At 68.3% G+C, this 19,883-nt stretch carries 21 protein-coding genes; 15 read left to right on the forward strand and 6 right to left on the reverse strand.

Going from position 1 to position 19,883, the window contains the following annotated elements; genetic code table 11:
* The first annotated feature begins 3 nt into the window (after window positions 1-3).
* The 4 genes from FHR56_RS03090 to FHR56_RS03105 all read left to right on the forward strand — a co-directional run bounded on the left by FHR56_RS03090 (window position 4) and on the right by FHR56_RS03105 (window position 3,316).
* Entirely contained in the window at window positions 4-1,266 is a 1,263-nt protein-coding gene (locus FHR56_RS03090) for a cytochrome bc complex cytochrome b subunit (RefSeq protein WP_019796224.1), read from the forward strand.
* A complete protein-coding gene (locus FHR56_RS03095; RefSeq protein WP_160945905.1) occupies window positions 1,259-2,005 on the forward strand; it encodes a cytochrome c1 in 747 nt (248 codons plus the stop codon). Before FHR56_RS03090 ends, FHR56_RS03095 begins: the two co-directional genes overlap by 8 nt.
* Window positions 2,006-2,175: 170 nt before the next feature.
* On the forward strand, window positions 2,176-2,811 hold the full coding sequence (locus FHR56_RS03100) for a glutathione S-transferase N-terminal domain-containing protein (protein ID WP_010342124.1): 636 nt from the start codon (window positions 2,176-2,178) through the stop codon (window positions 2,809-2,811).
* Between the two features lie 73 nt (window positions 2,812-2,884).
* A complete protein-coding gene (locus FHR56_RS03105; RefSeq protein ID WP_160945906.1) occupies window positions 2,885-3,316 on the forward strand; it encodes a ClpXP protease specificity-enhancing factor in 432 nt (143 codons plus the stop codon).
* 278 nt (window positions 3,317-3,594) lie between these two features.
* Here the strand turns inward: FHR56_RS03105 and FHR56_RS03110 are convergent, their stop codons facing one another.
* From FHR56_RS03110 to FHR56_RS03125, 4 genes are all read right to left on the reverse strand, one after another.
* On the reverse strand, window positions 3,595-3,939 hold the full coding sequence (locus tag FHR56_RS03110) for a DUF3301 domain-containing protein (RefSeq protein WP_019797482.1): 345 nt from the start codon (window positions 3,937-3,939) through the stop codon (window positions 3,595-3,597).
* 289 nt (window positions 3,940-4,228) lie between these two features.
* The gene (locus FHR56_RS03115; RefSeq protein ID WP_160945907.1) at window positions 4,229-5,341 is read right to left on the reverse strand and encodes a DUF2272 domain-containing protein; all 1,113 of its coding nucleotides are present in this window, start codon (window positions 5,339-5,341) and stop codon (window positions 4,229-4,231) included.
* A gap of 301 nt (window positions 5,342-5,642) precedes the next feature.
* Window positions 5,643-6,521, reverse strand: a complete 879-nt coding sequence (nadC, locus tag FHR56_RS03120; protein WP_160945908.1) for a carboxylating nicotinate-nucleotide diphosphorylase — start codon at window positions 6,519-6,521, stop codon at window positions 5,643-5,645.
* A complete protein-coding gene (locus FHR56_RS03125; protein ID WP_010342118.1) occupies window positions 6,518-6,787 on the reverse strand; it encodes a Trm112 family protein in 270 nt (89 codons plus the stop codon). The genes nadC and FHR56_RS03125 overlap by 4 nt, the downstream gene beginning before the upstream one ends.
* A 58-nt stretch (window positions 6,788-6,845) precedes the next feature.
* Here FHR56_RS03125 and purE point away from each other — a divergent pair, with 58 nt between their 5' ends.
* Together purE and FHR56_RS03135 are read left to right on the forward strand one after the other, a co-directional pair.
* Window positions 6,846-7,349 (forward strand): 5-(carboxyamino)imidazole ribonucleotide mutase, encoded by a 504-nt coding sequence (gene purE / locus FHR56_RS03130; RefSeq protein ID WP_010342117.1) that lies wholly within the window; start codon window positions 6,846-6,848, stop codon window positions 7,347-7,349.
* Entirely contained in the window at window positions 7,346-8,494 is a 1,149-nt protein-coding gene (locus FHR56_RS03135) for a 5-(carboxyamino)imidazole ribonucleotide synthase (RefSeq protein ID WP_160945909.1), read from the forward strand. The genes purE and FHR56_RS03135 overlap by 4 nt, the downstream gene beginning before the upstream one ends.
* Window positions 8,495-8,596: 102 nt before the next feature.
* Here FHR56_RS03135 and FHR56_RS03140 read toward each other — a convergent pair whose 3' ends face one another.
* Window positions 8,597-9,175, reverse strand: a complete 579-nt coding sequence (locus FHR56_RS03140; RefSeq protein ID WP_160945910.1) for a Fe-Mn family superoxide dismutase — start codon at window positions 9,173-9,175, stop codon at window positions 8,597-8,599.
* A 125-nt stretch (window positions 9,176-9,300) separates the two neighbouring features.
* Between FHR56_RS03140 and grxD the strand changes: the two genes are divergently transcribed.
* The 5 genes from grxD to ppnN all read left to right on the forward strand — a co-directional run bounded on the left by grxD (window position 9,301) and on the right by ppnN (window position 16,081).
* The gene (grxD, locus tag FHR56_RS03145) at window positions 9,301-9,621 is read left to right on the forward strand and encodes a Grx4 family monothiol glutaredoxin (RefSeq protein WP_010342114.1); all 321 of its coding nucleotides are present in this window, start codon (window positions 9,301-9,303) and stop codon (window positions 9,619-9,621) included.
* A complete protein-coding gene (locus FHR56_RS03150) occupies window positions 9,618-10,358 on the forward strand; it encodes an SDR family NAD(P)-dependent oxidoreductase (protein WP_160945911.1) in 741 nt (246 codons plus the stop codon). The genes grxD and FHR56_RS03150 overlap by 4 nt, the downstream gene beginning before the upstream one ends.
* Window positions 10,355-10,954 carry a MarC family protein gene (locus FHR56_RS03155; protein WP_048489899.1) on the forward strand — a complete coding sequence of 200 codons (600 nt, stop codon included), beginning with the start codon at window positions 10,355-10,357 and terminating at the stop codon, window positions 10,952-10,954. The genes FHR56_RS03150 and FHR56_RS03155 overlap by 4 nt, the downstream gene beginning before the upstream one ends.
* Window positions 10,955-11,357: 403 nt before the next feature.
* Complete coding sequence (locus tag FHR56_RS03160) at window positions 11,358-14,579, forward strand: TonB-dependent receptor (protein WP_160946059.1); 3,222 nt, start codon at window positions 11,358-11,360, stop codon at window positions 14,577-14,579.
* A 113-nt stretch (window positions 14,580-14,692) separates the two neighbouring features.
* On the forward strand, window positions 14,693-16,081 hold the full coding sequence (ppnN, locus tag FHR56_RS03165) for a nucleotide 5'-monophosphate nucleosidase PpnN (RefSeq protein ID WP_160945912.1): 1,389 nt from the start codon (window positions 14,693-14,695) through the stop codon (window positions 16,079-16,081).
* On the opposite strand, the gene FHR56_RS03170 is transcribed toward ppnN, so the two are convergent.
* Window positions 16,071-17,108: a histidine kinase gene (locus FHR56_RS03170; protein ID WP_160945913.1), complete on the reverse strand. Its 1,038-nt coding sequence runs from the start codon at window positions 17,106-17,108 to the stop codon at window positions 16,071-16,073. The two genes, ppnN and FHR56_RS03170, sit on opposite strands and share 11 nt — an antisense overlap.
* Window positions 17,109-17,336: 228 nt before the next feature.
* On the opposite strand from FHR56_RS03170, the gene FHR56_RS03175 reads away from it, so the two are divergent.
* From FHR56_RS03175 to FHR56_RS03190, 4 genes are read left to right on the forward strand one after another with little or no spacing between them, the layout of a single operon-like run.
* Window positions 17,337-17,831 (forward strand): GspH/FimT family pseudopilin, encoded by a 495-nt coding sequence (locus FHR56_RS03175; protein ID WP_237473062.1) that lies wholly within the window; start codon window positions 17,337-17,339, stop codon window positions 17,829-17,831.
* 25 nt (window positions 17,832-17,856) lie between these two features.
* The gene (gene pilV / locus FHR56_RS03180) at window positions 17,857-18,333 is read left to right on the forward strand and encodes a type IV pilus modification protein PilV (RefSeq protein ID WP_160945915.1); all 477 of its coding nucleotides are present in this window, start codon (window positions 17,857-17,859) and stop codon (window positions 18,331-18,333) included.
* On the forward strand, window positions 18,330-19,298 hold the full coding sequence (locus FHR56_RS03185) for a PilW family protein (protein WP_160945916.1): 969 nt from the start codon (window positions 18,330-18,332) through the stop codon (window positions 19,296-19,298). The genes pilV and FHR56_RS03185 overlap by 4 nt, the downstream gene beginning before the upstream one ends.
* Window positions 19,295-19,873, forward strand: a complete 579-nt coding sequence (locus FHR56_RS03190) for a PilX N-terminal domain-containing pilus assembly protein (protein ID WP_160945917.1) — start codon at window positions 19,295-19,297, stop codon at window positions 19,871-19,873. The genes FHR56_RS03185 and FHR56_RS03190 overlap by 4 nt, the downstream gene beginning before the upstream one ends.
* Window positions 19,874-19,883: the final 10 nt, after the last annotated feature.

Genomic DNA, 19,883 nt, shown 5'->3' on the forward strand with positions numbered 1-19,883 from the left:
GTCATGGCCGACAACATCCTCACCCGCACCGCGGGCAACGTGTTCGACTGGGTCAATGAGCGCGCCCCAGGGCTGATGCCGTTCTACCGCAAGCACGTCAGCGAGTACTACGCGCCCAAGAACTTCAACCTCTGGTACTACTTCGGTTCGCTGGCGCTGGTGGTGCTGGTCAACCAGATCGTCACCGGCATCTTCCTGACGATGCACTACAAGACCAGCGCGGCCGAGGCGTTCAACTCGGTCGAGTACATCATGCGCGACGTCGAGTGGGGCTGGCTGATCCGCTACATGCACTCCACCGGCGCCTCGTTGTTCTTCATCGTGGTGTACCTGCACATGTTCCGCGGGCTGATGTACGGCAGCTACAAGAAGCCGCGCGAGCTGGTGTGGATCCTGGGCATGCTGATCTACCTGGTGCTGATGGCCGAAGCCTTCATGGGCTATGTGCTGCCCTGGGGGCAGATGTCGTTCTGGGGCGCGAAGGTGATCATCTCGCTGTTCGGCGCGATCCCGGTGATCGGCAACGGCCTGACCGAGTGGATCATGGGCGACTACCTGCCGTCCGACGCCACCCTCAACCGCTTCTTCGCTCTGCACGTGATCGCGCTGCCGCTGGTGCTGCTGTTGCTGGTGGTGCTGCACCTGGGCGCGCTGCACGAAGTCGGCTCCAACAATCCCGACGGCGTGGAGATCAAGAAGGGGCCCAAGGGCAATCGCTGGAACGCCAACAAGCCGGCCGACGGCATCCCGTTCCATCCGTACTACACGGTCAAGGACATGGTCGGCGTCGGCTTCCTGCTGATGATCGGCGCCTTCATCATCTTCTTCGCGCCCGGCTTCGGCGGTCTGTTCCTGGAGCACGACAACTTCACCGAGGCCAACCGCCTGGTGACGCCGGAGCACATCAAGCCGGTCTGGTACTACACCCCGTACTACGCGATGTTGCGGGTGGTGCCGAACAAGCTCGGCGGTGTGCTGGTGATGTTCTCGGCGATCGCGATCCTGTTCCTGGTGCCGTGGCTGGACCGTGCCAAGGTCAAGTCGATCCGCTACCGCGGCTGGATCTCGCGGGTGATGCTGGGGGTGCTGGCGGTGTGCTTCGTCTGGCTCGGCGTGATCGGCTCCGGTCCCGGCACCGAGATCATCGAGACCTACATCGGCCGCGTGCTGACCGTGCTGTATTTCGCCTTCTTCCTGACGATGCCGATATGGACCTCGCTGGATCGAACCAAGCCGGTCCCGGAGCGGGTGAGCAGCCATGACTAAGCGCCTGATCGCTGTGCTCGCCGGCTTCGCCTCGGCGCTGCTGCTGTCCGCCTCGGCCATGGCGGCCGAGGGCGGCGCCACCCTGCAGGCCGGCAACGACCTGGGCGACCGCGCCTCGCTGCAACGCGGCGCCAAGCTGTTCATGAACTACTGTTCCGGCTGCCATTCGCTCAAGTACCTGCGCTACCAGCGCATGGCCGAGGATCTGGGGCTGAGCGAGGACGAGGTGATGCACAACCTCAACTTCACCGGCGCCAAGATCGGCGAGCACATCGAGACGGCGATGCCGCACGATGCGGCGGCCAAGTGGTTCGGCAAGGCGCCGCCGGACCTGAGCCTGATCGCCCGCGTGCGCGGCACCGACTGGGTCTACACCTACCTCAAGTCGTTCTACCTCGACCAATCGCGGCCATTGGGCTGGAACAACAAGCTGTTCGCCAACGCCTCCATGCCCAATCCGCTGTGGGACCTGCAGGGCCTGCAGCAGCCGGTCTACGGCAAGGCCGAGCAGCCGGGCGTGGACAAGCCGGTGGAGCGGCTGCAGCTGGCCACGCCGGGCAAGCAGAGCCCGGTCGAGTTCGACCAGACGGTGCGCGACATCAGCAATTTCCTCGAGTACGCCAGCGAGCCGGCGGCGCTCAAGCGGCAGAGCCTGGGCGTGTGGGTGGTGCTGTTCCTGGCGCTGCTGACCTTCCTGGCCTATCTGCTGAAGAAGGAATACTGGAAGGACGTGCATTGAGCGCCGGCCGTTTCGGCCGCGCCCCGGCTGCACCGTTGCTGAGCCGATCCCCTGTTCATCCTATTGGCTTTTGTGAGCGAGGGTTGCACACTCAGGGGCCGTGACGACCGTCCGCAATGTGCGGGCGGCGTCGATGCGGCCGGCGGATTCCGGCCGTCGGAGAGCCTTGAATGGCGGCGAGTTTGCGCATGCGAAATACCTTGACGTTGTTTTCCTCCACGGATGATGTCCTGTGCCACCGCGTCCGCCTGGTGCTCGCGGCCAAGGGCGTGACCTACGATTTCGTGGCGGTGGATCCGCAGAATCCGCCGGAAGACCTGATCGACCTGAATCCCTACCACTCGGTGCCTACGCTGGTGGAGCGCGAGCTGGTGCTGTACGCCGCCTCGGTGGTCAGCGAGTACCTGGACGAGCGCTACCCGCATCCGCCGCTGATGCCGGTCGATCCGCTCTCGCGCGCGCGGCTGCGCCTGGCGATGCTGCGCATCGAGCACGACTGGGTGCCGCAGGTGCAGGCGATCCAGCTCGGCAACAAGGCCCAAGCCGAAGCCGGGCGCAAGCGCCTGAAAGAACTGCTGACCGCCTCGGTACCGCTGTTCAAGGCCAGCAAGTTCTTCCTCAATCCGGAGATGAGCCTGGCCGATTGCGCGATGGCGCCGATCATCTGGCGCCTGCAGGCGCTGGACATCCCGCTGCCGAAGGACGGCAAGGCGATCGAGGATTACGGCAACCGCATCTTCCGCAATCCGGGGTTCATCCGCAGCCTGACCGACCAGGAAAAGAAACTGCGCGACCTGCCGGCATGATGCTGTCCGCCGCGCGGTCCCCGCTGTCTTTGGAACTGTACCGGCGTTGCGCGCCGGCACGTAGAATGGGCGCATGAGCGACGACACTTCCCGCATGACCAGCCATCGCCCGTACCTGCTGCGGGCGCTGGTGGAATGGATCAACGACAACGGCATGACCCCGCACATCCTGGTGGATGCGGGCCTGCCCGGCGTGCAGGTGCCGCCGAGCGCGGTCAAGGACGGGCGGGTGGTGCTGAACATCGCCGAGCGCGCGGTGGTGCGTCTGCAGATCGACAACGACGGGGTCAGCTTCACCGCCCGCTTCGGCGGCGTCAGCTACCCGGTACAGGTGCCGATGGCCGCGGTGCTGGCGGTCTATGCACGCGAGACCGGGCAAGGCATGGCGCTGCCGGACGACATCCACGGCGCCAGCGAGCCGCCGGGCGACGACACCCCGCCACCGCCGCGGCCGGGCGGTTCCGACGACGCCGGTAAGCGTCCGCGCCTGCGCGTGGTCAAGTAAGCAGGCAATGCGCGGCCTCGGTGGCCGCGCGCGGTACCCGCGTCTTAGTGTTTCCGCTATGCGCGCATCGCGCACGGCGTTCTGGCATAGGAGCGGCTTCAGCAGCGACAGCCGTGACCGTTCACGCCCGTCGCGGCTGAAGCCGCTGCTACGACAGGCGGATAGATCCCAGCAGTCGCGGTCCATTTCCAGGTGGCATGGCGAAACGGTTTGCGCGCCGCCTTTGCCGCTGCATGAGAGGCCGCACGTCATCGCTGCGCAGCCGTGGCGCATGGCTCTCAGTCGCGCTGCGCGCGGACGTCCTGCAGGCTGCTCACGCTGGCCACCGACGGCCCGGTGAACGCGATCAGCTGATCGCCGAGCAGCACCAGGCGCCCGCTGTGGCGGTCGGTGCCGTCGTAGGAATAGTCGAAGCGGAAGCTGCGCTCGAAGCCGAGCCAGCCACTGGGCAGGCGCCGCAGGCGCAAGCCGGTGCCATGCACGCTCTGGTCCAGCCATTGCACGTCGGCGGCCTTGCAGGCATTGCGGCCGAGGATTTCGGCGCGTTCGGCGGCGGCACGCGAGGCGTTCCAGAACGCGAACACCGCCGCGCCGGCGATCATCAACAGGATCAGGCTGGGCATGGCGCCACTGTAGCGATGCGCCGGTAGGGGGGCAATCTGGTGTGGGGCTGGGATTCGGGATTCGGGATTGGGGATTGGCAGGTGGGTCGGTGGCTGCCGGGGCGATGCACTGCCGGGGCGATGCCGCGTCAGCGCACCTGCAGGGGTTTCGGGGCACCGAGCCGAAGGGTTTTGGCAACCACCATCCTGCCGAGCAAAGGTTGCACGGCGCGTCGATCGCGCAGGTGCGCATCCGCGCGAATCCTGTTTTGGAGGCGGCGACGTCGTGGTTGGACGCTGCGTCGCAGTTCTAGGATTGTGGCTCGGTCTTGGGCGCGTCTTTGCTGGGCGCGGCGGGTTGTGGTGGAGCAGGCACTGCGGCGGGCGCCAGTGGCGGGGACGGCACGTTCGGGGCGGTGGGCGGTGCTGCAGGCGTGCCGGGTGCCGCGCTTGCTGGAGTCGCGGTCGCCGGCGTGATCGGCACTGCAGCAGGAGCGGTGGGCAGGGTCGGCGGCAGCAGCTGCGCCTGCGGTTGCAGCTTCAGCAGGGCCGACCAGTCCTGGCGGTTGAAGTCGCACAGTTCTTCGTGGCCAGGCGTGCATTCGAGCGCGGCGCCTTCGTCGTTCTGGTCCTGCGCCAGCGGCGCGTCCAGTTGCAGGCGCCCGCTGCGGTCCAGCTTGAGCTTGCGCATGGTCACCGCGTTGAACACGTTGCCGCCGATCAGGTACAGGGTCTGGTCGCCGCCGACGTTGGCCGCGACCACGATGTCGCAATGCGATTCCCAGGGCAGCGGGCGGCCGCGTGCCAGCGCCTCGCGCAGGCCGGCGGCGCCGACCGGCTGCCGGCGGCCGCGCAGGAAGCACAGCAGGTCGCCGGGGGCGGGCTTTTCCTGCTGCGGGTCGGCGAAGCGATAGGGCAGGCCGTCGGCGCCGGCCTGGTAGGCGGCGCGGATGTAGTCGATGTGGCGGATCGAGGTGTGGAAGCCGGCCACGCCGGCGCGCACCATCACGTAGGAGACGAAGGCCGCCGACCAGGGGTTGTCGACGAGGAAGGCGCGGCAGTCGTTCTCCCGGTAGCGCGACCCGTCCAGCTGCTGGCAGCTTTCGGCGCCGTCGAACCGTCCCATCGCGCCCAACGTGCCGCTGTCGCGCCAGTACGCGGCCACGCGCTGCCAGGCTTCGATGCCGTCGTCGGCGAGGTCGGCGCGTTCGGCCTCGGTGACGCGCAGGCCGGCGAGGCGGCCGTCGCGATCGATGAACGGACGCCACCACAGCCGGTGTTCGTTGCAGGCGGTGCGCACGATCGCCACCGCCGCCGGGGTCAGGCCGAAACGCGGCGGCAGATCGCAGACTTCCGCGGCCGCGGCGCGGCCGGCAGGAAACAGGGCGGCGACACACAGCAGCGCGAACCAGGGGCGGAACATCGGCGAACTCGGCGGGCAGGAGGAGCGCGCAGCGTCGCAGAGCGGCGTTGGCGAGGCCGTGAAGTGTAGGGCGCGGCGTGCGGGCCGAGGGCAGGTGGTGGTGTCCCACTGGTGGCGGTGGTGGCCGGCGTAAGGGCGCTACGCAGCGGCCCCCCGTGTCTTGGCCTGCACTGCCCAGCGACGGGCCTCATCCAGCCAGGCTGGAAGCATCGACGTCGGCGCCGTGGGGGCGCCAGGTGGGTCCACCTCCGCCACCGGCATGGGATGGGCCACGCGGCGCCGCTGCGGCGCGGCGTCGTCGCTATTGCGGCGGCGGGCCGAGTTTCAGCGACAGATCCACGGCCTGCACGTGCTTGGTCAGCGCGCCGATGGAGATGCAGTCGACGCCGTCCTCCGCGATCGCGCGCACCGCCTCCAGGTCGACGCCGCCGGAGACTTCCAGCGGGATCGCGCGGTGGAACGGGGCTCCCGCGGCGATCGCCACGGCGGCGCGGCGCTGTTCCGCGGTGAAGTCGTCGATCAGGATGCGGTCGCAGCCGGCCTGCAGTGCCTCGCGCAGTTGCTCCAGGGTTTCCACCTCGACCACCAGCGGCAGCGCCGACCACTGCGCACGCGCGGCGGCCACTGCCGCAGGCAGCGAGCCGGCAGCGTGGATGTGGTTTTCCTTCAGCATCACCGTGTCGTACAGGCCGATGCGGTGGTTGCTGCCGCCGCCGCAGCGCACCGCGTACTTCTGCGCCAGGCGCAGGCCGGGCAGGGTCTTGCGCGTATCCAGGATGCGCGCGCCGGTGCCGGCGACCGCGGCCACGTAGGTGGCGGTGGCGGTAGCGGTGGCCGACAGGGTCTGCAGGAAGTTCAGCGAGGTGCGCTCGGCGCTGACCAGGGCGCGGCTGCGCCCGTGCAGCAGGGCCAGCACGGTGCCGGCGGCCACGTGCTGGCCTTCGGCCACCTGCCAGTCGATCCTGACCTGCGGATCCAGCGCCTGGTGGCAGGCGTCGAACCAAGGGCGGCCGGCGATCACCGCGTCCTGCTTGCACAGCAGGTAGGCGCTGTCGGCGCGGTCGGGCAACAGCGCGGCGGTGACGTCGCCGCTGCCGAGGTCCTCGGCCAGCGCGCGCGCGACGTCGGCGGCGATCAGCTCCGCGGCGGGCGCCTGCGGCGGCGCCGTGTCGCGGCTCATTTGGCCGGGAAGTCGGCGAGCTGGGCGGTGCCGATGGCTTCTTCGGCCAGCAGCACCGGAATGCCGTCGTCGACGCGGAACACCTGCTTGCGGTCGCGGGTGATCAGGGCTTCGCGCAGCGGTTGCGCCTGAGCGCTGCCATCGGCGCGCTGCACGCCGCCGGCGGCGATGGCGCGGTTCAGCGCCTCCAGGCCGCGCGCCTCCAGCAGCGCCAGCGGTTGGCGGGTGTCGGGCGAGCACAGCAGGTCGAGCAGTTTGCGGTCCATCCGGTCTTCGTCTTGCGTGGAAGACGGCTAGAATACGTCTTTAAGGCAGGGGACGGCCATGACCTCCAAGCAAACCGCGCCGCTCGTCGGCATCGTGATGGGTTCCCGCTCCGACTGGGAGACCATGCAGCATGCAGCGCAGAAACTCGATGCGCTGGGCGTGCCCTATGAAGTGAAGGTGGTGTCGGCGCACCGCACCCCCGACGTGTTGTTCTCCTATGCCGAGCAAGCGGCCGGGCGCGGCCTGCGTGCGATCGTGGCCGGTGCCGGCGGCGCTGCGCACCTGCCGGGCATGCTGGCGGCCAAGACCGCGGTGCCGGTGCTGGGCGTGCCGGTGCAGTCCAAGGCCCTCAACGGCATGGACTCGTTGCTGTCGATCGTGCAGATGCCGGCCGGCATCCCCGTGGCCACCTTCGCGATCGGCAACGCCGGCGCGGCCAACGCCGCGCTGTTCGCCGCGGCCATGCTGGCGCACGACCACGCCGAGATCGGCACCGCGCTGGGCGACTTCCGCCAGCGCCAGACCGACGACGTGATGGCCAAGGACGATCCGCGCCAATGACCACCGTCGGCATTCTGGGCGCGGGGCAGTTGGCGCGCATGATGGCGGTGGCCGGTGTGCCGCTGGGCCTGCGCTTCGCGCTGCTGGATCCGGCGGCCGATGCCTGCGCCGGGCAGGTCGCGCCGCTGCGGGTCGGCGACTATGCCGACCAGGCGGCGCTGGCCGCGTTCGCCGACGCGGTCGACGTGGCGACCTTCGATTTCGAGAACGTGCCGGCGGACAGCGCCGCCGCCCTGGCCGGGCAGGTGCCGGTGTTCCCGAGTCCGGATGCGCTGGCCGTGGCGCAGGACCGCCTGGCCGAGAAGACCCTGTTCCGCGAGCTCGGCATCCCGGTGCCGGCGTTCGCTGCGATCGACACCCGCGCCGATCTGGACGCGGCGCTGGCGCAGGTCGGCACGCCATGCATCCTCAAGACCCGCCGGCTCGGCTACGACGGCAAGGGCCAGTTCCGCATCGCCTCCGCCGCCGATGCCGATGCGGCCTGGGAGGCGCTGGGCGCGCAGGCGGCCAGCGTGGGCCTGATCGCCGAGGCGTTCGTGCCGTTCCAGCGCGAGGTCAGCGTGGTGGCGGTGCGTGGCCGCGACGGCGAATTTCGCACCTGGCCGCTGACCGAGAACTGGCACGTGCATGGCGTGCTCTCGGCCAGCCTGGCGCCGGCGCAGGCCGATGCCGCGCTGGAGCAGGCGGCGGTGGCGCACGCGCGCGCCCTGGCCGAGCGCCTGCAGTACGTGGGCGTGTTCGCGCTGGAACTGTTCTGCCGCGACGGCGAACTGCTGGCCAACGAGATGGCCCCGCGCGTGCACAACTCCGGCCACTGGACCATCGAAGGCGCGGAGACCTCGCAGTTCGAGAATCACCTGCGTGCGGTGCTGGGACTGCCGCTCGGGTCCACCCGGATGCGCGGCCATGCCTGCATGCTCAACTGGATCGGTGCGATGCCCGACGCCGCGCCGGTGCTGGCGCAGCCCGGCGGGCATTGGCACGACTACGGCAAGGAGCCGCGCGAGGGCCGCAAGGTCGGCCACGCCACCCTGCGCGAGGACACGCCCGAGGCGCTGGCCCAGGCCCTCCAGGCGGTGGGCGCGCAACTGCAGCGCGACGCCCAGGTCGCCCCGGTGATCGCCGCCCTGCGCGGCCAGCGCTGAACCAGCAGCAGGAGGCCCAGCTCACGCTGGGCCAGGAACCGGTGGCCACTGTCGCCGCTCCTGCCAATCCCCAATCCCGAATCCCGAATCCCGAATCCCGGCTCAACGCAGATTGGACGCCGCGAACTCCCAGTTCACCAGCTTCCAGAACGCCTGCAGATAGCGCGCGCGGTCGCCGGGATAGTCGGTGTAGTAGGCGTGTTCCCAGACGTCGCAGGCCAGCAGCGGCGTGTCGTCGCCGGTCAGCGGCGTGCCGGCGTTGGCGGTGCTGACCACGGCCAGGCTGCCATCCGGACGTTGCACCAGCCAGACCCAGCCCGAGCCGAACACCGCCAGCGCCATGCGTTCGAACTCGGCCTTGAACCGGGCGACGTCGCCGAAGCTCTTGGCCAGGCGCTCGCCGAGCGCGCCGCCGGGTTCGCCGCCGCCGCGCGGGCGCAGGCAGCGCCAGTAGAACTCGTGGTTCCAGACCTCGGCCGCGTCCTGGAACAGCCGGCCCTGGGCGCGCCGCAGCAGGTCCGGCAGCGCCAGTTCCGCCAGGTCGCTGCCGGCCAGCCGCGCATTGAGCCGTTCCACCAGGGCGCGCTGATGCTGGCCGTGGTGTTGTTCCACCGCCGCGGCGGACAGGTGCGGGGCCAGCGAAGCGGCGCCGTAGGGCAGGGGAGCGAGTTCGATGGGCATGGATCCTCGGGCGGTTTCGGGTGCGTGTCGCGGTACTGCCGCGCGCAGGGCTTACACTATGCGGCTACGCGAGAGTCTAGCCGACCGCCAAGGTCGTTCTTTCGCCCCAGCAGGAGAGAACCCGCATGCAGGTGATGGAGCGCATCCAGGCCGACGTCGAACGCCATCCCATCGTGTTGTTCATGAAGGGCACGCCGCAGTACCCGATGTGCGGCTTTTCCAGCCGCGCGTTGCAGGCGCTGCTGGCTGCCGGCGCCGACCGCCTGCACACCGTCAACGTGCTCGACGAGCCGGAGATCCGGGCCAACCTGCCGCGCTACTCGAACTGGCCGACGTTCCCGCAGCTGTTCATCCATGGCGAACTGATCGGCGGCTGCGACATCACCATGGAGCTGTTCGAGTCCGGGGAGCTGCAGCGCATCGTGACCGAGGCCTACCAGTCGTGAGCGCGCCTGCGTCGCCGCAGGCCGGCGCGCTGGCGCAGCGGGTGATTCTGGTCAGCGGCGCCGCCGGCGGGCTCGGCAGCGCCGCGGCGCTGGCCTGCGCGCAGGCCGGGGCCACGGTGGTCCTGCTCGGGCACAAGCCGGCGCGCCTGAACCGGGTCTACGACGCGATCGCCGCGATCGGTGCCGCGCCGCTGCTGTATCCGTTGGACCTGCTCGGCGCCACCCCGGCGGACTACGCGACCCTGGCCGAGCGCCTGCAGGGCGAGCTCGGCCGCCTGGACGGGCTGCTGCACTGCGCCGCGGACTTCGCCGGGCTGACCCCGTTCGAGCATGCCGATCCGGCCCAGTTCGCGCGCGCCCTCCACGTCAACCTGACCGCCGCGGCCTGGCTGACCCAGGCCTGCCTGCCGTTGCTGCGGCAGGCCGAGGATGCTGCGATCGTGTTCGCCGTGGACGATCCGGCGCGGGTCGGCCAGGCCTACTGGGGCGGCTACGGCGCGGCCCAGCATGGCCGCCGCGGCCTGCTGGCGAGCCTGCACGGCGAACTGGCCGCCTCGCGCGTGCGCGTGGCCGGCCTGCAGCCGGGGCCGATGCGCACCGCCTTGCGCGCCCGCGCCTATACCCATCAAGAAGACCTCGACGCGGTCGACCCGGCGCGTTACGCCGGCGCCTGCGTCGAACTGTTGTCGCCCGCCGGCGCCGCGCACCGCGGCGCGATCTGGAATCCCCTGGCATGACCATCCTTTCGGCAGCGCTGCTGCTGTTCCTGATCCTCGACCCGCTGGGCAACATCCCGGTATTCCTCAGCGTGCTCAAGCCGCTGCCGGCGCGGCGCCAGCGCATCGTGCTGGCGCGCGAACTGCTGATCGCGCTGGGCGTGCTGATGGGCTTCCTTTGGGGCGGCAAGTACGCCCTGGAAGTGATGCACCTGCGCCAGGAGTCGGTGGCGATCGCCGGTGGCATCGTGCTGTTCCTGATCGGCATCCGCATGATCTTTCCGCGCCCGGAAGGGCTGATGGGCGAGATCCCCGACGGCGAGCCCTTCATCGTGCCGCTGGCCATCCCGCTGGTGGCCGGCCCCTCCGGCATGGCCGCGGTGATGCTGATGGGCAGCAACGAGCCGACCCGGCTGGGCGAATGGAGCCTGGCGCTGATCCTGGCCTGGCTGGCGACCTCGGCGCTGCTGTTCTCCGGCACCCTGCTGTACAAGCTGCTCGGCATGCGCGTGCTGACCGCGGTCGAGCGGCTGATGGGCATGCTGCTGGTGGCGATCTCGGTGCAGATGTTCCTGGACGGCCTCAGCGCCTACCTGAAGCTGCCGGTCGCCGGCTGAGCCGAGACCTGCTGCGCGGATCCGTGCCGCCGGGGAGGGCGGTATCGAGTGCAGGGACGTGGAGTTTGCAGGGGAGGCCCGGCCGCCCGTTGCCTGGGCGGGGCGGCCGCCTGTCGACCCGGTCTCGCGCCGTTCCCGGCTCACGTCACGACGTCGCCGCGGATGGCTGCCGATGCCCGCCAAAACTGGGATTCGGGTCTTGTGATGTCCGGTGATGCCTGGTTGTCACGGTTTGGCAACAAATGCGCTCTATGGTGTTAAACTCACGTTAACCCTTGCGGGGAATCGGCAAGGGTGACCAGCCCCCCCATTTCGCGGTCGTGCGTCCGTACCCGCACGGCTTGCCACGCGCATTTCGTCAAACTCCATCGAGGCTATTGCAATGATTCAACCCCGTCTGCGGATGTCCAAGCTCACCCTGGGCCTCGTCGCGGCGCTGGCCGCTGCGCCGGTGTTCGCCCAGAGCACCTCCGCCGGTGTCGGCGGTGTGGTGACCCATGGCGGCCAGCCGGTCGCTGGCGCCGAGGTGACCATCACCCACGTCGAGTCGGGCACGGTCAGCCGCGCCACCACCGATGCCGCCGGTCGCTACAACGCGCGCGGCCTGCGCGTCGGCGGTCCGTACAGCATCACCATCACCAAGTCGGGCGACGGCACCAAGACCGAAGACGGTGTGTACCTGAGCGTCAACCAGAACGCCACCATCAACGCCGACCTGACCGGCGACATGGCTGCGCCGACCACGCTGGAAACGGTCAACGCCGTCGCCATCGCCACCGGCTCGGAAGTGTTCAGCGCCACCAAGATGGGCTCGGGCACCAACGTCGGCCGCGAGCAGATCGAAGCGCTGCCGTCGATGAACGGCAACATCCAGGACTACATGCGTCTGGATCCGCGCGTGGCCTTCGTCGATCGCGCCTCGGGCACGATCAGCGCCGGCGGCCTGAACCCGCGCTACAACTCGATCAACATCGACGGCGTCTCGGCCAGCGACACCTTCGGCCTGGAAGGCAACAACATGACCACCCGGCGCCAGCCGGTGTCGATGGAGGCCATCGAAGCCATCGACGTCAACCTGTCCAACTACGACGTCAGCATCGCCAGCGCCGCCGGCGCCACCGTCAACGCGGTGACCAAGTCCGGTACCAACGAGTTCCACGGCTCGGTGTACGGCAGCTATCGCGATGGCGACTGGTTCGGCGACAACCCGGACGGCAGCAAGTTCAACGGCTTCACCAAGGAGAAGACCTACGGCGCGACCTTCGGCGGCCCGATCGTCAAGGACAAGCTGTTCTTCTTCGCCAACTACGAGAAGTTCCAGCAGGACGCGCCGGGCCTGGACCTGGGCAGCACCGCGCTGGGCAAGGCCAACGCCAAGTACGGCATGGCCGACGTGACCCGCGCCCAGCAGATCGCCAAGAACTACGGCTTCGACGCCGGCACCCTGGACAGCGACGGCAACACCGACCTGAAGGAATACGCGCTCAAGCTCGACTGGAACATCAGCGACAACCACCGCGCCAGCTTCCGCTACAGCAAGCTCGACCAGAGCAAGCTGCGCATCAACGGCGCCGGCAGCTCCAGCCAGGCTTCGCTGAGCTCGTACTGGTACCAGCATGAGAAGTCGGTCGAGAGCTACGTCGGCCAGCTGTTCAGCGACTGGTCCGAGAACTTCTCCACCGAGTTCAAGGTGTCCTACCGCGACTACTCCGCGATCCGCGTGGTGCCGACCAACGCGCCGAGCATCGCCGTGTACTTCGACGGCACGGTCGCCAACCCGACCGGCGACGTGCTGTACCTGGGCACCGAGACCAACTCGCAGGGCAACATCCTCACCACCAAGACCTGGAACTACTACGGTGCGGGCACCCTGACCCTGGACAACCACAACCTGAAGTTCGGCGTCGACTACAGCACCAACGACATCTACAACCTGTACGGCCGCAACACCTGGGGCGTGTACACCTTCTTCGGCCTGGACAACTTCGCCAGCGGCCGCTGGAGCTCGTACCAGCTCAACCAGGAGCGTAGCCCGGGTTCGATCGCGGCCGACTACAAGAACAGCAACCTCGGCCTGTTCGTGCAGGACACCTGGTACGTCAACAACAACCTGACCCTGACCCTGGGCCTGCGCGGCGATCGTGCGAGCGTGAGCCCGGATCCGACCTACAACGCTGCGGCGCAGGCCTACTTCGGCTACGACAACAGCAAGATCTTCAACGGCGATTTCCTGATCCAGCCGCGCTTCGGCTTCAACTACACCTTCGACACCGACCGTCCGACCCAGCTGCGCGGTGGCGTGGGCCTGTTCCAGGGCGATGCGCCGCAGGTGTGGATCGGCAACAGCTATTCCAACACCGGCTTCAACTACAACGCCTACAGCTACACCGCCTACAACCCGGCGCTGCCGTTCAGCCCCAACAAGGACACCCAGCCGGTGCCCAACGCCCCGGGCTCGGCGACCCAGGGCGTGAGCTTCGTCGGCAACGACTTCAAGCTGCCGTCGCTGTACAAGGCCAACCTGGCGCTGGATCACGAACTGCCGTGGTACGGCATCGTGGCCTCGGCCGAGTTGCTGGTGACCAAGGTCAAGGACGGCCTGTACTACAAGAGCCTGAACATCGGTCGCGTCAACGGCCCGGGCCAGGATCCGAGCCCGGCCTACTACGGTCCGGACGGCCGCGCGCTGTACTGGAGCCCGTCGCAGACCGGTCGTCCGTGGGCCACCGGCAACAACCGCTACAACCGCAACCAGGCGTATAGCGACGTCTACCTCATCGACAACACCGATAAGGGCAAGACCCAGCAGTTCACCGTGTCGCTGTCCAAGCCGTTCAGCGAAGGCGGCGATTGGTCCTGGAGCCTGGGCTACACCTACACGCACGCCACCGAAGTCGGTTCGCTGACCAGCTCCACCGCCAGCTCGGGTTGGGGCTACCAGTACGCCTTCAACGCCAACTCGGACACCGAGAACACCTCGCGCTACGAGATCAAGGACCGCATCTCCGGCTCGCTGGACTGGAAGCACATGTTCTTCGGCGACTACGAGACCCGCGTGGGCCTGGTCTACGAAGGCCGCAGCGGCCGTCCGTACAGCTACGTGTTCAACGGCGACGCCAACGGCGACGGCCGTTCGACCAACGACCTGTTCTACGTGCCGAAGGGCCCGGGCGACGTGCTGTTCGGCACGCTGAGCAGCACCGGCGCGTTCACCGCCAACCCGGCGCTGCAGCAGCAGTTCTTCGACTGGCTGGCCAAGAACCCGCAGCTGGCCAAGTACGCCGGCAGCTACGCCCCGGCCAACGGCTTCCGTTCCGGCTGGATCAACACCTTCGACGTGCGCATCACCCAGCAGCTGCCGGGCTTCTTCAAGGGCCACAAGTCCGAGGTCTGGCTGGACATCCAGAACGTCGGCAACCTGCTGAACAAGAAGTGGGGCCGGATCTACGACTACGGCTTCTACGCCGACGCCCGCGTCGCCAACCTGCAGGGCATCTACCAGGGCAAGTACGTGTACAACACCCTGTACACCGACCAGCCGACGGCCGCCAATGCCGACGCCGACGGTTTCAACACCGGCGTGTCGCAGTGGTCGCTGCAGTTGGGCTTCCGCTATCAGTTCTGATCGCGGCGCAAGCTAGCTGAAGCGTTGGAAACGGCCGGGGCGACCCGGCCGTTTTCTTTTTGCGGGGGCTGACGTTAAAGTCGCCGGCTGACGACACCGACAAGACATTCGATATGACGACCAGCAATACGGCGGCGCGGGCGCTGCCGGTAGTGGATGCGCGGATCTACCCGCGCGGCGGCCTGGACATCCTCTCGCGCGTGGAAGTGGCGCGGCTGCGCGATGCCTCCAGCGGCGGTCTGCACGAACTGCTGCGGCGTTGCGCGCTGGCGGTGCTGACCAGCGGCAGCGCGTCCGACGACCCGCGCGCTGCGCGCGATCTGTATCCGGACTTCGACATCCAGGTGGTGCAGCGCGATCGCGGCGTGCGCATCGACCTGCTCAACGCGCCGGCGATGGCCTTCGTCGACGGCGAGATCATCAACGGCGTGGCCGAGCTGCTGTTCGCCGTGGTTCGCGACCTGGCCTACATGGCCATCGAACTCGGTCCCGAGTCGACCACCGATCTGCAGTCCAGCGAAGGCATCACCAACGCGGTGTTCGGGCAGTTGCGCAACGCGCGCATCCTGCAGCCGACCGATCCCAAGCTGGTGGTGTGCTGGGGCGGCCATTCGATCTCGCGCGACGAGTACCTGTACACCAAGCAGGTCGGCTACGAGCTGGGCCTGCGTGGCCTGGACATCTGCACCGGCTGCGGCCCGGGCGCGATGAAGGGGCCGATGAAGGGCGCCACCATCGCCCATGCCAAGCAGCGCAAGCACGACAACCGCTACATCGGCGTGACCGAGCCGGGCATCATCGCGGCCGAGTCGCCGAACCCGATCGTCAACCACCTGGTGATCATGCCGGACATCGAGAAGCGCCTGGAGGCCTTCGTCCGCATCGGCCACGGCATCATCGTGTTCCCCGGCGGCGTCGGCACCGCCGAAGAGATCCTGTACCTGCTCGGCATCCTGCTGCGCGAGGAGAACCGCGACCTGCCGTTCCCGCTGATCCTCACCGGCCCGACCATCGCCGCGCCGTACTTCGAGCAGATCGACCGCTTCCTGCGCCTGACCCTGGGCGAAGCGGCGACCTCGCGCTACGAGATCGTGGTCGGCGATCCGGTGGCGGTGGCGCGCAAGATGGCCGCCGGCATCCAGCAGGTGCGCACGCACCGCAAGGAGCAGAAGGACGCGTTCTACTTCAACTGGTCGGTGGATATTCCGCTGGAGTACCAGCGTCCGTTCGAGCCGACCCACGAGGCGATGGCCGCGCTGGATCTGCACCATGGGCGGCCGCCGCATGCGCTGGCCGCGGACCTGCGCCGTGCCTTCTCCGGCATCGTCGCCGGCAACGTCAAGGAAGACGGCATGCGCCGCATCGAGCAGCAAGGCCCGTTCGAGATCCATGGCGATGCGGACATGATGCAGGCCCTGGACGAACTGCTGCGCGCCTTCGTCGAGCAGCGCCGCATGAAGATCTCCGGCGAGTACCGGCCCTGCTACCGGGTCATGGCCTGAGCTCGATCCGGATCGTCGCGACGAACCAGGCGCCGTCGCTGCCGGTGTGCAGCGAGGCGCCTTCCAGGCTGTCCAGGCGCGTGCGCAGGGCCGACAGGCCCACACGGTGGCCGCGGCCGATGTGCGGCGCCAGGCCGCCCACCGGCACCGCGTTGCGCACGCGGATCTCCATGGCGCCGTGGCGTGCGTCGACGGCGACGCCGATCTCGCCGCCCTCGGCGCTGCATTCGATGCCGTGGTGCACGGCGTTCTCCAGCAGCGGTTGCAGCGACAGCCGCGGTATCCGGACCGGGACCGGTGTCTCGGGCACGTCCCAGTGCACGCGCAGGCGCGGGCCGAAGCGGATCGCCTCGATGTCCAGGTAACGCCTGGCCAGGTCGATCTCGTCCTGCAGGTCGACCAGGTCGGGCGCGGCCAGTGCGGCGCGGAACAGATCCGACAGGTCCATCAGCAACTGCTCGACCTGCTGCGGCTGCCGGTGCACCAGCATCACCGCGGTGTTGAGCGTGTTGAACAGGAAGTGCGGCTGCACGCGCGCGGTCAGCGCGTCGATCTCGGCCTGCTTGGCGCGCTCGACCAGTTGCTTGATGCGCACATGGTTGTGCAGCGCGGCCATGCCGAGCAGGCCGATCAGCAGGGCGATCCCGGACAACTGCAGCGACAGTGCCAGCCATGCGCCGCTGGAGAGCTGCCAGTAGTCGCCGAAGGCATACAGGATCACCCCGCTGATCAGCCAGGTCAGCGCCTGCATCAGGCCCAAGGTGGCCACGGTGATGGACAGGAAGCCGCATCCGGCCAGCGCCCGGCGCAACAGCAGCAGGCTGGCCAGGGTCAGCAGCGCGACCCACTGGATGCCCAGCGACGCCAGCCCGAAGTAGACCCAGCGGCTCCCGGCCATGCCCACGCCCGGGACCGGGGTCAGGGCCAGGATGGCGGCGATGCATTCGCCGGCCATCACGATCCAGATCAGGGTCGAGGGTTGCTTGAGGACCTGCAACTGGTCGTTGGAGTAGGCGGAGGCGGGCATCGGGGACGGAAGGCGGTGGGGCAGGGCCGAGGTGCATCATGCCGGCTGGCGCGGTGCCGCGCACGGCCCGTCCACTCCCCCATATCCGCCATCCGTCGGCAACGGCTGGCGCGGCGGCGCTCCGGCCGCTAGCGTGGCCGGCGGGAGAATCTGGGGAAGGAGATGGCGGTGCCTTGCGAGCGTGGTCTTGCCGAGCGGACGCAGCGTGGCTTCACGCTGGTGGAGTTGATGGTCACCGTGGCGGTGCTGGCCATCATCATGGCGCTGGCGGTGCCCAGCTTCACCGGCCTGATCCGCAGCAACCGGCTGACCGGCGCTGCCAACGAACTGATTGCCGCAGTGCAGTTGACGCGCTCGGAGGCGGTACGCCTGAACGGCGGCGTCAGCCTGTGCCGCAGCGACGACGGCGCCACCTGCGCCAGTGGCGGCAACTGGACCCGCTACCTGACCGTCGCCCGCGACGGCACCGTGCTGCGCAGCACGACCCTGCGCACCGGTCTGGTCGTCACCAGCGCCACCCTGGACGCGCTGGGCGACAAGCTGACCTTCGGCGCGGACGGCATCGCGCGCAACAGCAGCGGCACGCCGCTTTTGGGGGGCATCGTGGTCTGCATGGCGGTCACCAACCCCTCCAACAACGTCCGGACCGTCAAACTGATGGGCGGCAGCCGCGCCCAGGTCACCTCGACATCCGACGGCGGCAGATGCACCACCACCGGTTAACTCGGTTCCGGCAAGCGGAGACACCATGAAGCGGTTCCAGAGCGGCAGACACATGGCCGGCGTCACCCTCATCGAGGTGATGATCTCGGTGTTGATCCTGGGAGTGGGGATGCTGGGCGTGGCGGCGATGCAGACCACGGCGCTGCGCAACAACCAGAGCGCGCTGCAGCGCAGCCAGATCGTCATGCAGACCTACACGATCCTCGATGCGATGCGGGCCAACCGCAGCGCGGCGATGCTGGGGGCCTACAACACCGGCAGCATGCTGTGCACGGCGCCGGCGGCAGGCGATCTGGTGGCGAGCGACAAGGCTGTCTGGCTCAGTGGGTTGAAGACGGCGATCGGTGGCGACCCAGCCACGACATGTGGCTCCATCGCCTGCAACGACGGCAATTGCACGATCACCGTGCAATGGGACGACAGCCGCGGAGTGAACTCCAGTGGTAACGGCAACACGAGCGGCAGCGCGACCCAGACCCTGATCACGACGGCCCAACTGTGAAACTACGTATCGCGCTTACGCCATCACGGCGCCAATCCGGCTTCAACCTGATCGAACTGATGATCTCGATGCTGCTCGGCCTGCTGGTGGTGGGTGCTGCGATCGGCATCTTTCTCTCCAACCGCCAGACCTATGCGGCCACCGAGGGCTTGAGCCGGATCCAGGAGTCGGCCCGGACCGGATTCGAGATGATGGCGCAGGACATCCGCGAGGCCGGCGGCAATCCCTGCGATTCCGGATTGCCTGTCGCGAACGTGCTGAACAATCCCACGGCGAGCTGGTGGATGAACTGGGCGCTGCCGCTGACCGGTTACGAGAACAGCAACCCGTCCGGCCTCACCGTCACGACAGGCACCGACGCGATCCAGATCCTCTCCGCGGGTACCGGCGGCGCCACCGTGACCGCGCACAACCCCGCCAACCAGACGCTGACGCTCAATGCGGCGGCACCGGACCTGCACAGCAACGCGGTCATGCTGCTGTGCGACCGCCAGCAACTGGCGGTGCTGCAGGTGAACAGCGTATCCGGCACCACCGCCAGTTACGCGAGCGGCGGCCTCAATACCTGCACGCGGCTCGGACGCCTGCCGGGCGTGTGCGTTGCCGGCTCGAACAATTACACCTACGAGATCAACTCCATCCTGACCGAAGTGCGCGCGGTGCGGTGGTATGTCGCGGCCAGCAGCGGAGGAACAGGGGGTACGTCCCTGTATCAGGAAGTGGTCTTGCCGGGCGGCACGAGTCAGAAGAACGAAATCGCCGACGGCGTCACTGGCCTGCAGTTCAAGTATCTGTCCACCGGCGGCACCGCCTATGCCGATGCCAGCGCCGTGGGCAACTGGGCCAACGTGATCGCGGTGCAGATCAACATGACCGTCAGCGCCAACACGGCCGCCGGTGCAAACGCGCAGCCGGTGACGCGGACTTTCAGCACGATCGTGAGCATCAGGAACCGGAACCCGTGAACACGTCGCCATCGCCCCGCCGGCAGGCCGGCATTTCGCTCATCGTCGTCCTGCTGCTGTTGCTGGTGATGACCCTACTGGGGCTTGCCGTCTTGCGCGGCACGCTGCTGCAGGAGCGCATGTCCTCCAACATGTACGACCGGAGCCTGGGGTTCCAGGCCGCCGAAGGTGCCCTGCGCGATGCGGAGAAGGCCATCCAGAACGCCGCCAAGTCCGGCAACACCATCGGTTTCAATTGTTCGTCGGGAACGACCGTGTGCCCGGCCGTCCCCACCAACACGTATACCGGCAATGCTTCCAGTGGCTGCGCGCTGGGCACCCAGGAGTGCTGGGTGGACGGCACGGTGACGCCGACGGGCCAGGCCGTGCCGGCCCAGTACTACATCCAGTATCTGGGCCAGCGCACCAGCGAGGATCAGCTGGGTCTGGGGTCGAGCATCAATCAGAACCAGTACGGCGGCACCGGCGGCACCTCGCTGGAGCACTACTACCGCGTCATCGCGCGCAGCGGCAACCCGGCCGCGTCCAACGGTCGGGCCATCGTCGTGCTGCAGACCAACGTCACCGTCAAGTAAGGATCCCTCT

It is taken from the genome of Xanthomonas sp. F10, from assembly GCF_014206815.1.
GTDB classification, from domain to species: Bacteria; Pseudomonadota; Gammaproteobacteria; order Xanthomonadales; family Xanthomonadaceae; genus Xanthomonas_A; species Xanthomonas_A indica.

Bases quoted from the DNA above. Each gene is read 5' to 3' on its own strand.
- FHR56_RS03090 (WP_019796224.1), top strand. From the start codon at position 4: ATGGCCGACAACATCCTCACCCGCACCGCGGGCAACGTGTTCGACTGG.
- FHR56_RS03095 (WP_160945905.1), top strand. From the start codon at position 1,259: ATGACTAAGCGCCTGATCGCTGTGCTCGCCGGCTTCGCCTCGGCGCTG.
- FHR56_RS03100 (WP_010342124.1), top strand. From the start codon at position 2,176: ATGGCGGCGAGTTTGCGCATGCGAAATACCTTGACGTTGTTTTCCTCC.
- FHR56_RS03105 (WP_160945906.1), top strand. From the start codon at position 2,885: ATGAGCGACGACACTTCCCGCATGACCAGCCATCGCCCGTACCTGCTG.
- FHR56_RS03110 (WP_019797482.1), bottom strand. From the start codon at position 3,939: ATGCCCAGCCTGATCCTGTTGATGATCGCCGGCGCGGCGGTGTTCGCG.
- FHR56_RS03115 (WP_160945907.1), bottom strand. From the start codon at position 5,341: ATGTTCCGCCCCTGGTTCGCGCTGCTGTGTGTCGCCGCCCTGTTTCCT.
- nadC (WP_160945908.1), bottom strand. From the start codon at position 6,521: ATGAGCCGCGACACGGCGCCGCCGCAGGCGCCCGCCGCGGAGCTGATC.
- FHR56_RS03125 (WP_010342118.1), bottom strand. From the start codon at position 6,787: ATGGACCGCAAACTGCTCGACCTGCTGTGCTCGCCCGACACCCGCCAA.
- purE (WP_010342117.1), top strand. From the start codon at position 6,846: ATGACCTCCAAGCAAACCGCGCCGCTCGTCGGCATCGTGATGGGTTCC.
- FHR56_RS03135 (WP_160945909.1), top strand. From the start codon at position 7,346: ATGACCACCGTCGGCATTCTGGGCGCGGGGCAGTTGGCGCGCATGATG.
- FHR56_RS03140 (WP_160945910.1), bottom strand. From the start codon at position 9,175: ATGCCCATCGAACTCGCTCCCCTGCCCTACGGCGCCGCTTCGCTGGCC.
- grxD (WP_010342114.1), top strand. From the start codon at position 9,301: ATGCAGGTGATGGAGCGCATCCAGGCCGACGTCGAACGCCATCCCATC.
- FHR56_RS03155 (WP_048489899.1), top strand. From the start codon at position 10,355: ATGACCATCCTTTCGGCAGCGCTGCTGCTGTTCCTGATCCTCGACCCG.
- FHR56_RS03160 (WP_160946059.1), top strand. From the start codon at position 11,358: ATGTCCAAGCTCACCCTGGGCCTCGTCGCGGCGCTGGCCGCTGCGCCG.
- ppnN (WP_160945912.1), top strand. From the start codon at position 14,693: ATGACGACCAGCAATACGGCGGCGCGGGCGCTGCCGGTAGTGGATGCG.
- FHR56_RS03170 (WP_160945913.1), bottom strand. From the start codon at position 17,108: ATGCCCGCCTCCGCCTACTCCAACGACCAGTTGCAGGTCCTCAAGCAA.
- FHR56_RS03175 (WP_237473062.1), top strand. From the start codon at position 17,337: ATGGTCACCGTGGCGGTGCTGGCCATCATCATGGCGCTGGCGGTGCCC.
- pilV (WP_160945915.1), top strand. From the start codon at position 17,857: ATGAAGCGGTTCCAGAGCGGCAGACACATGGCCGGCGTCACCCTCATC.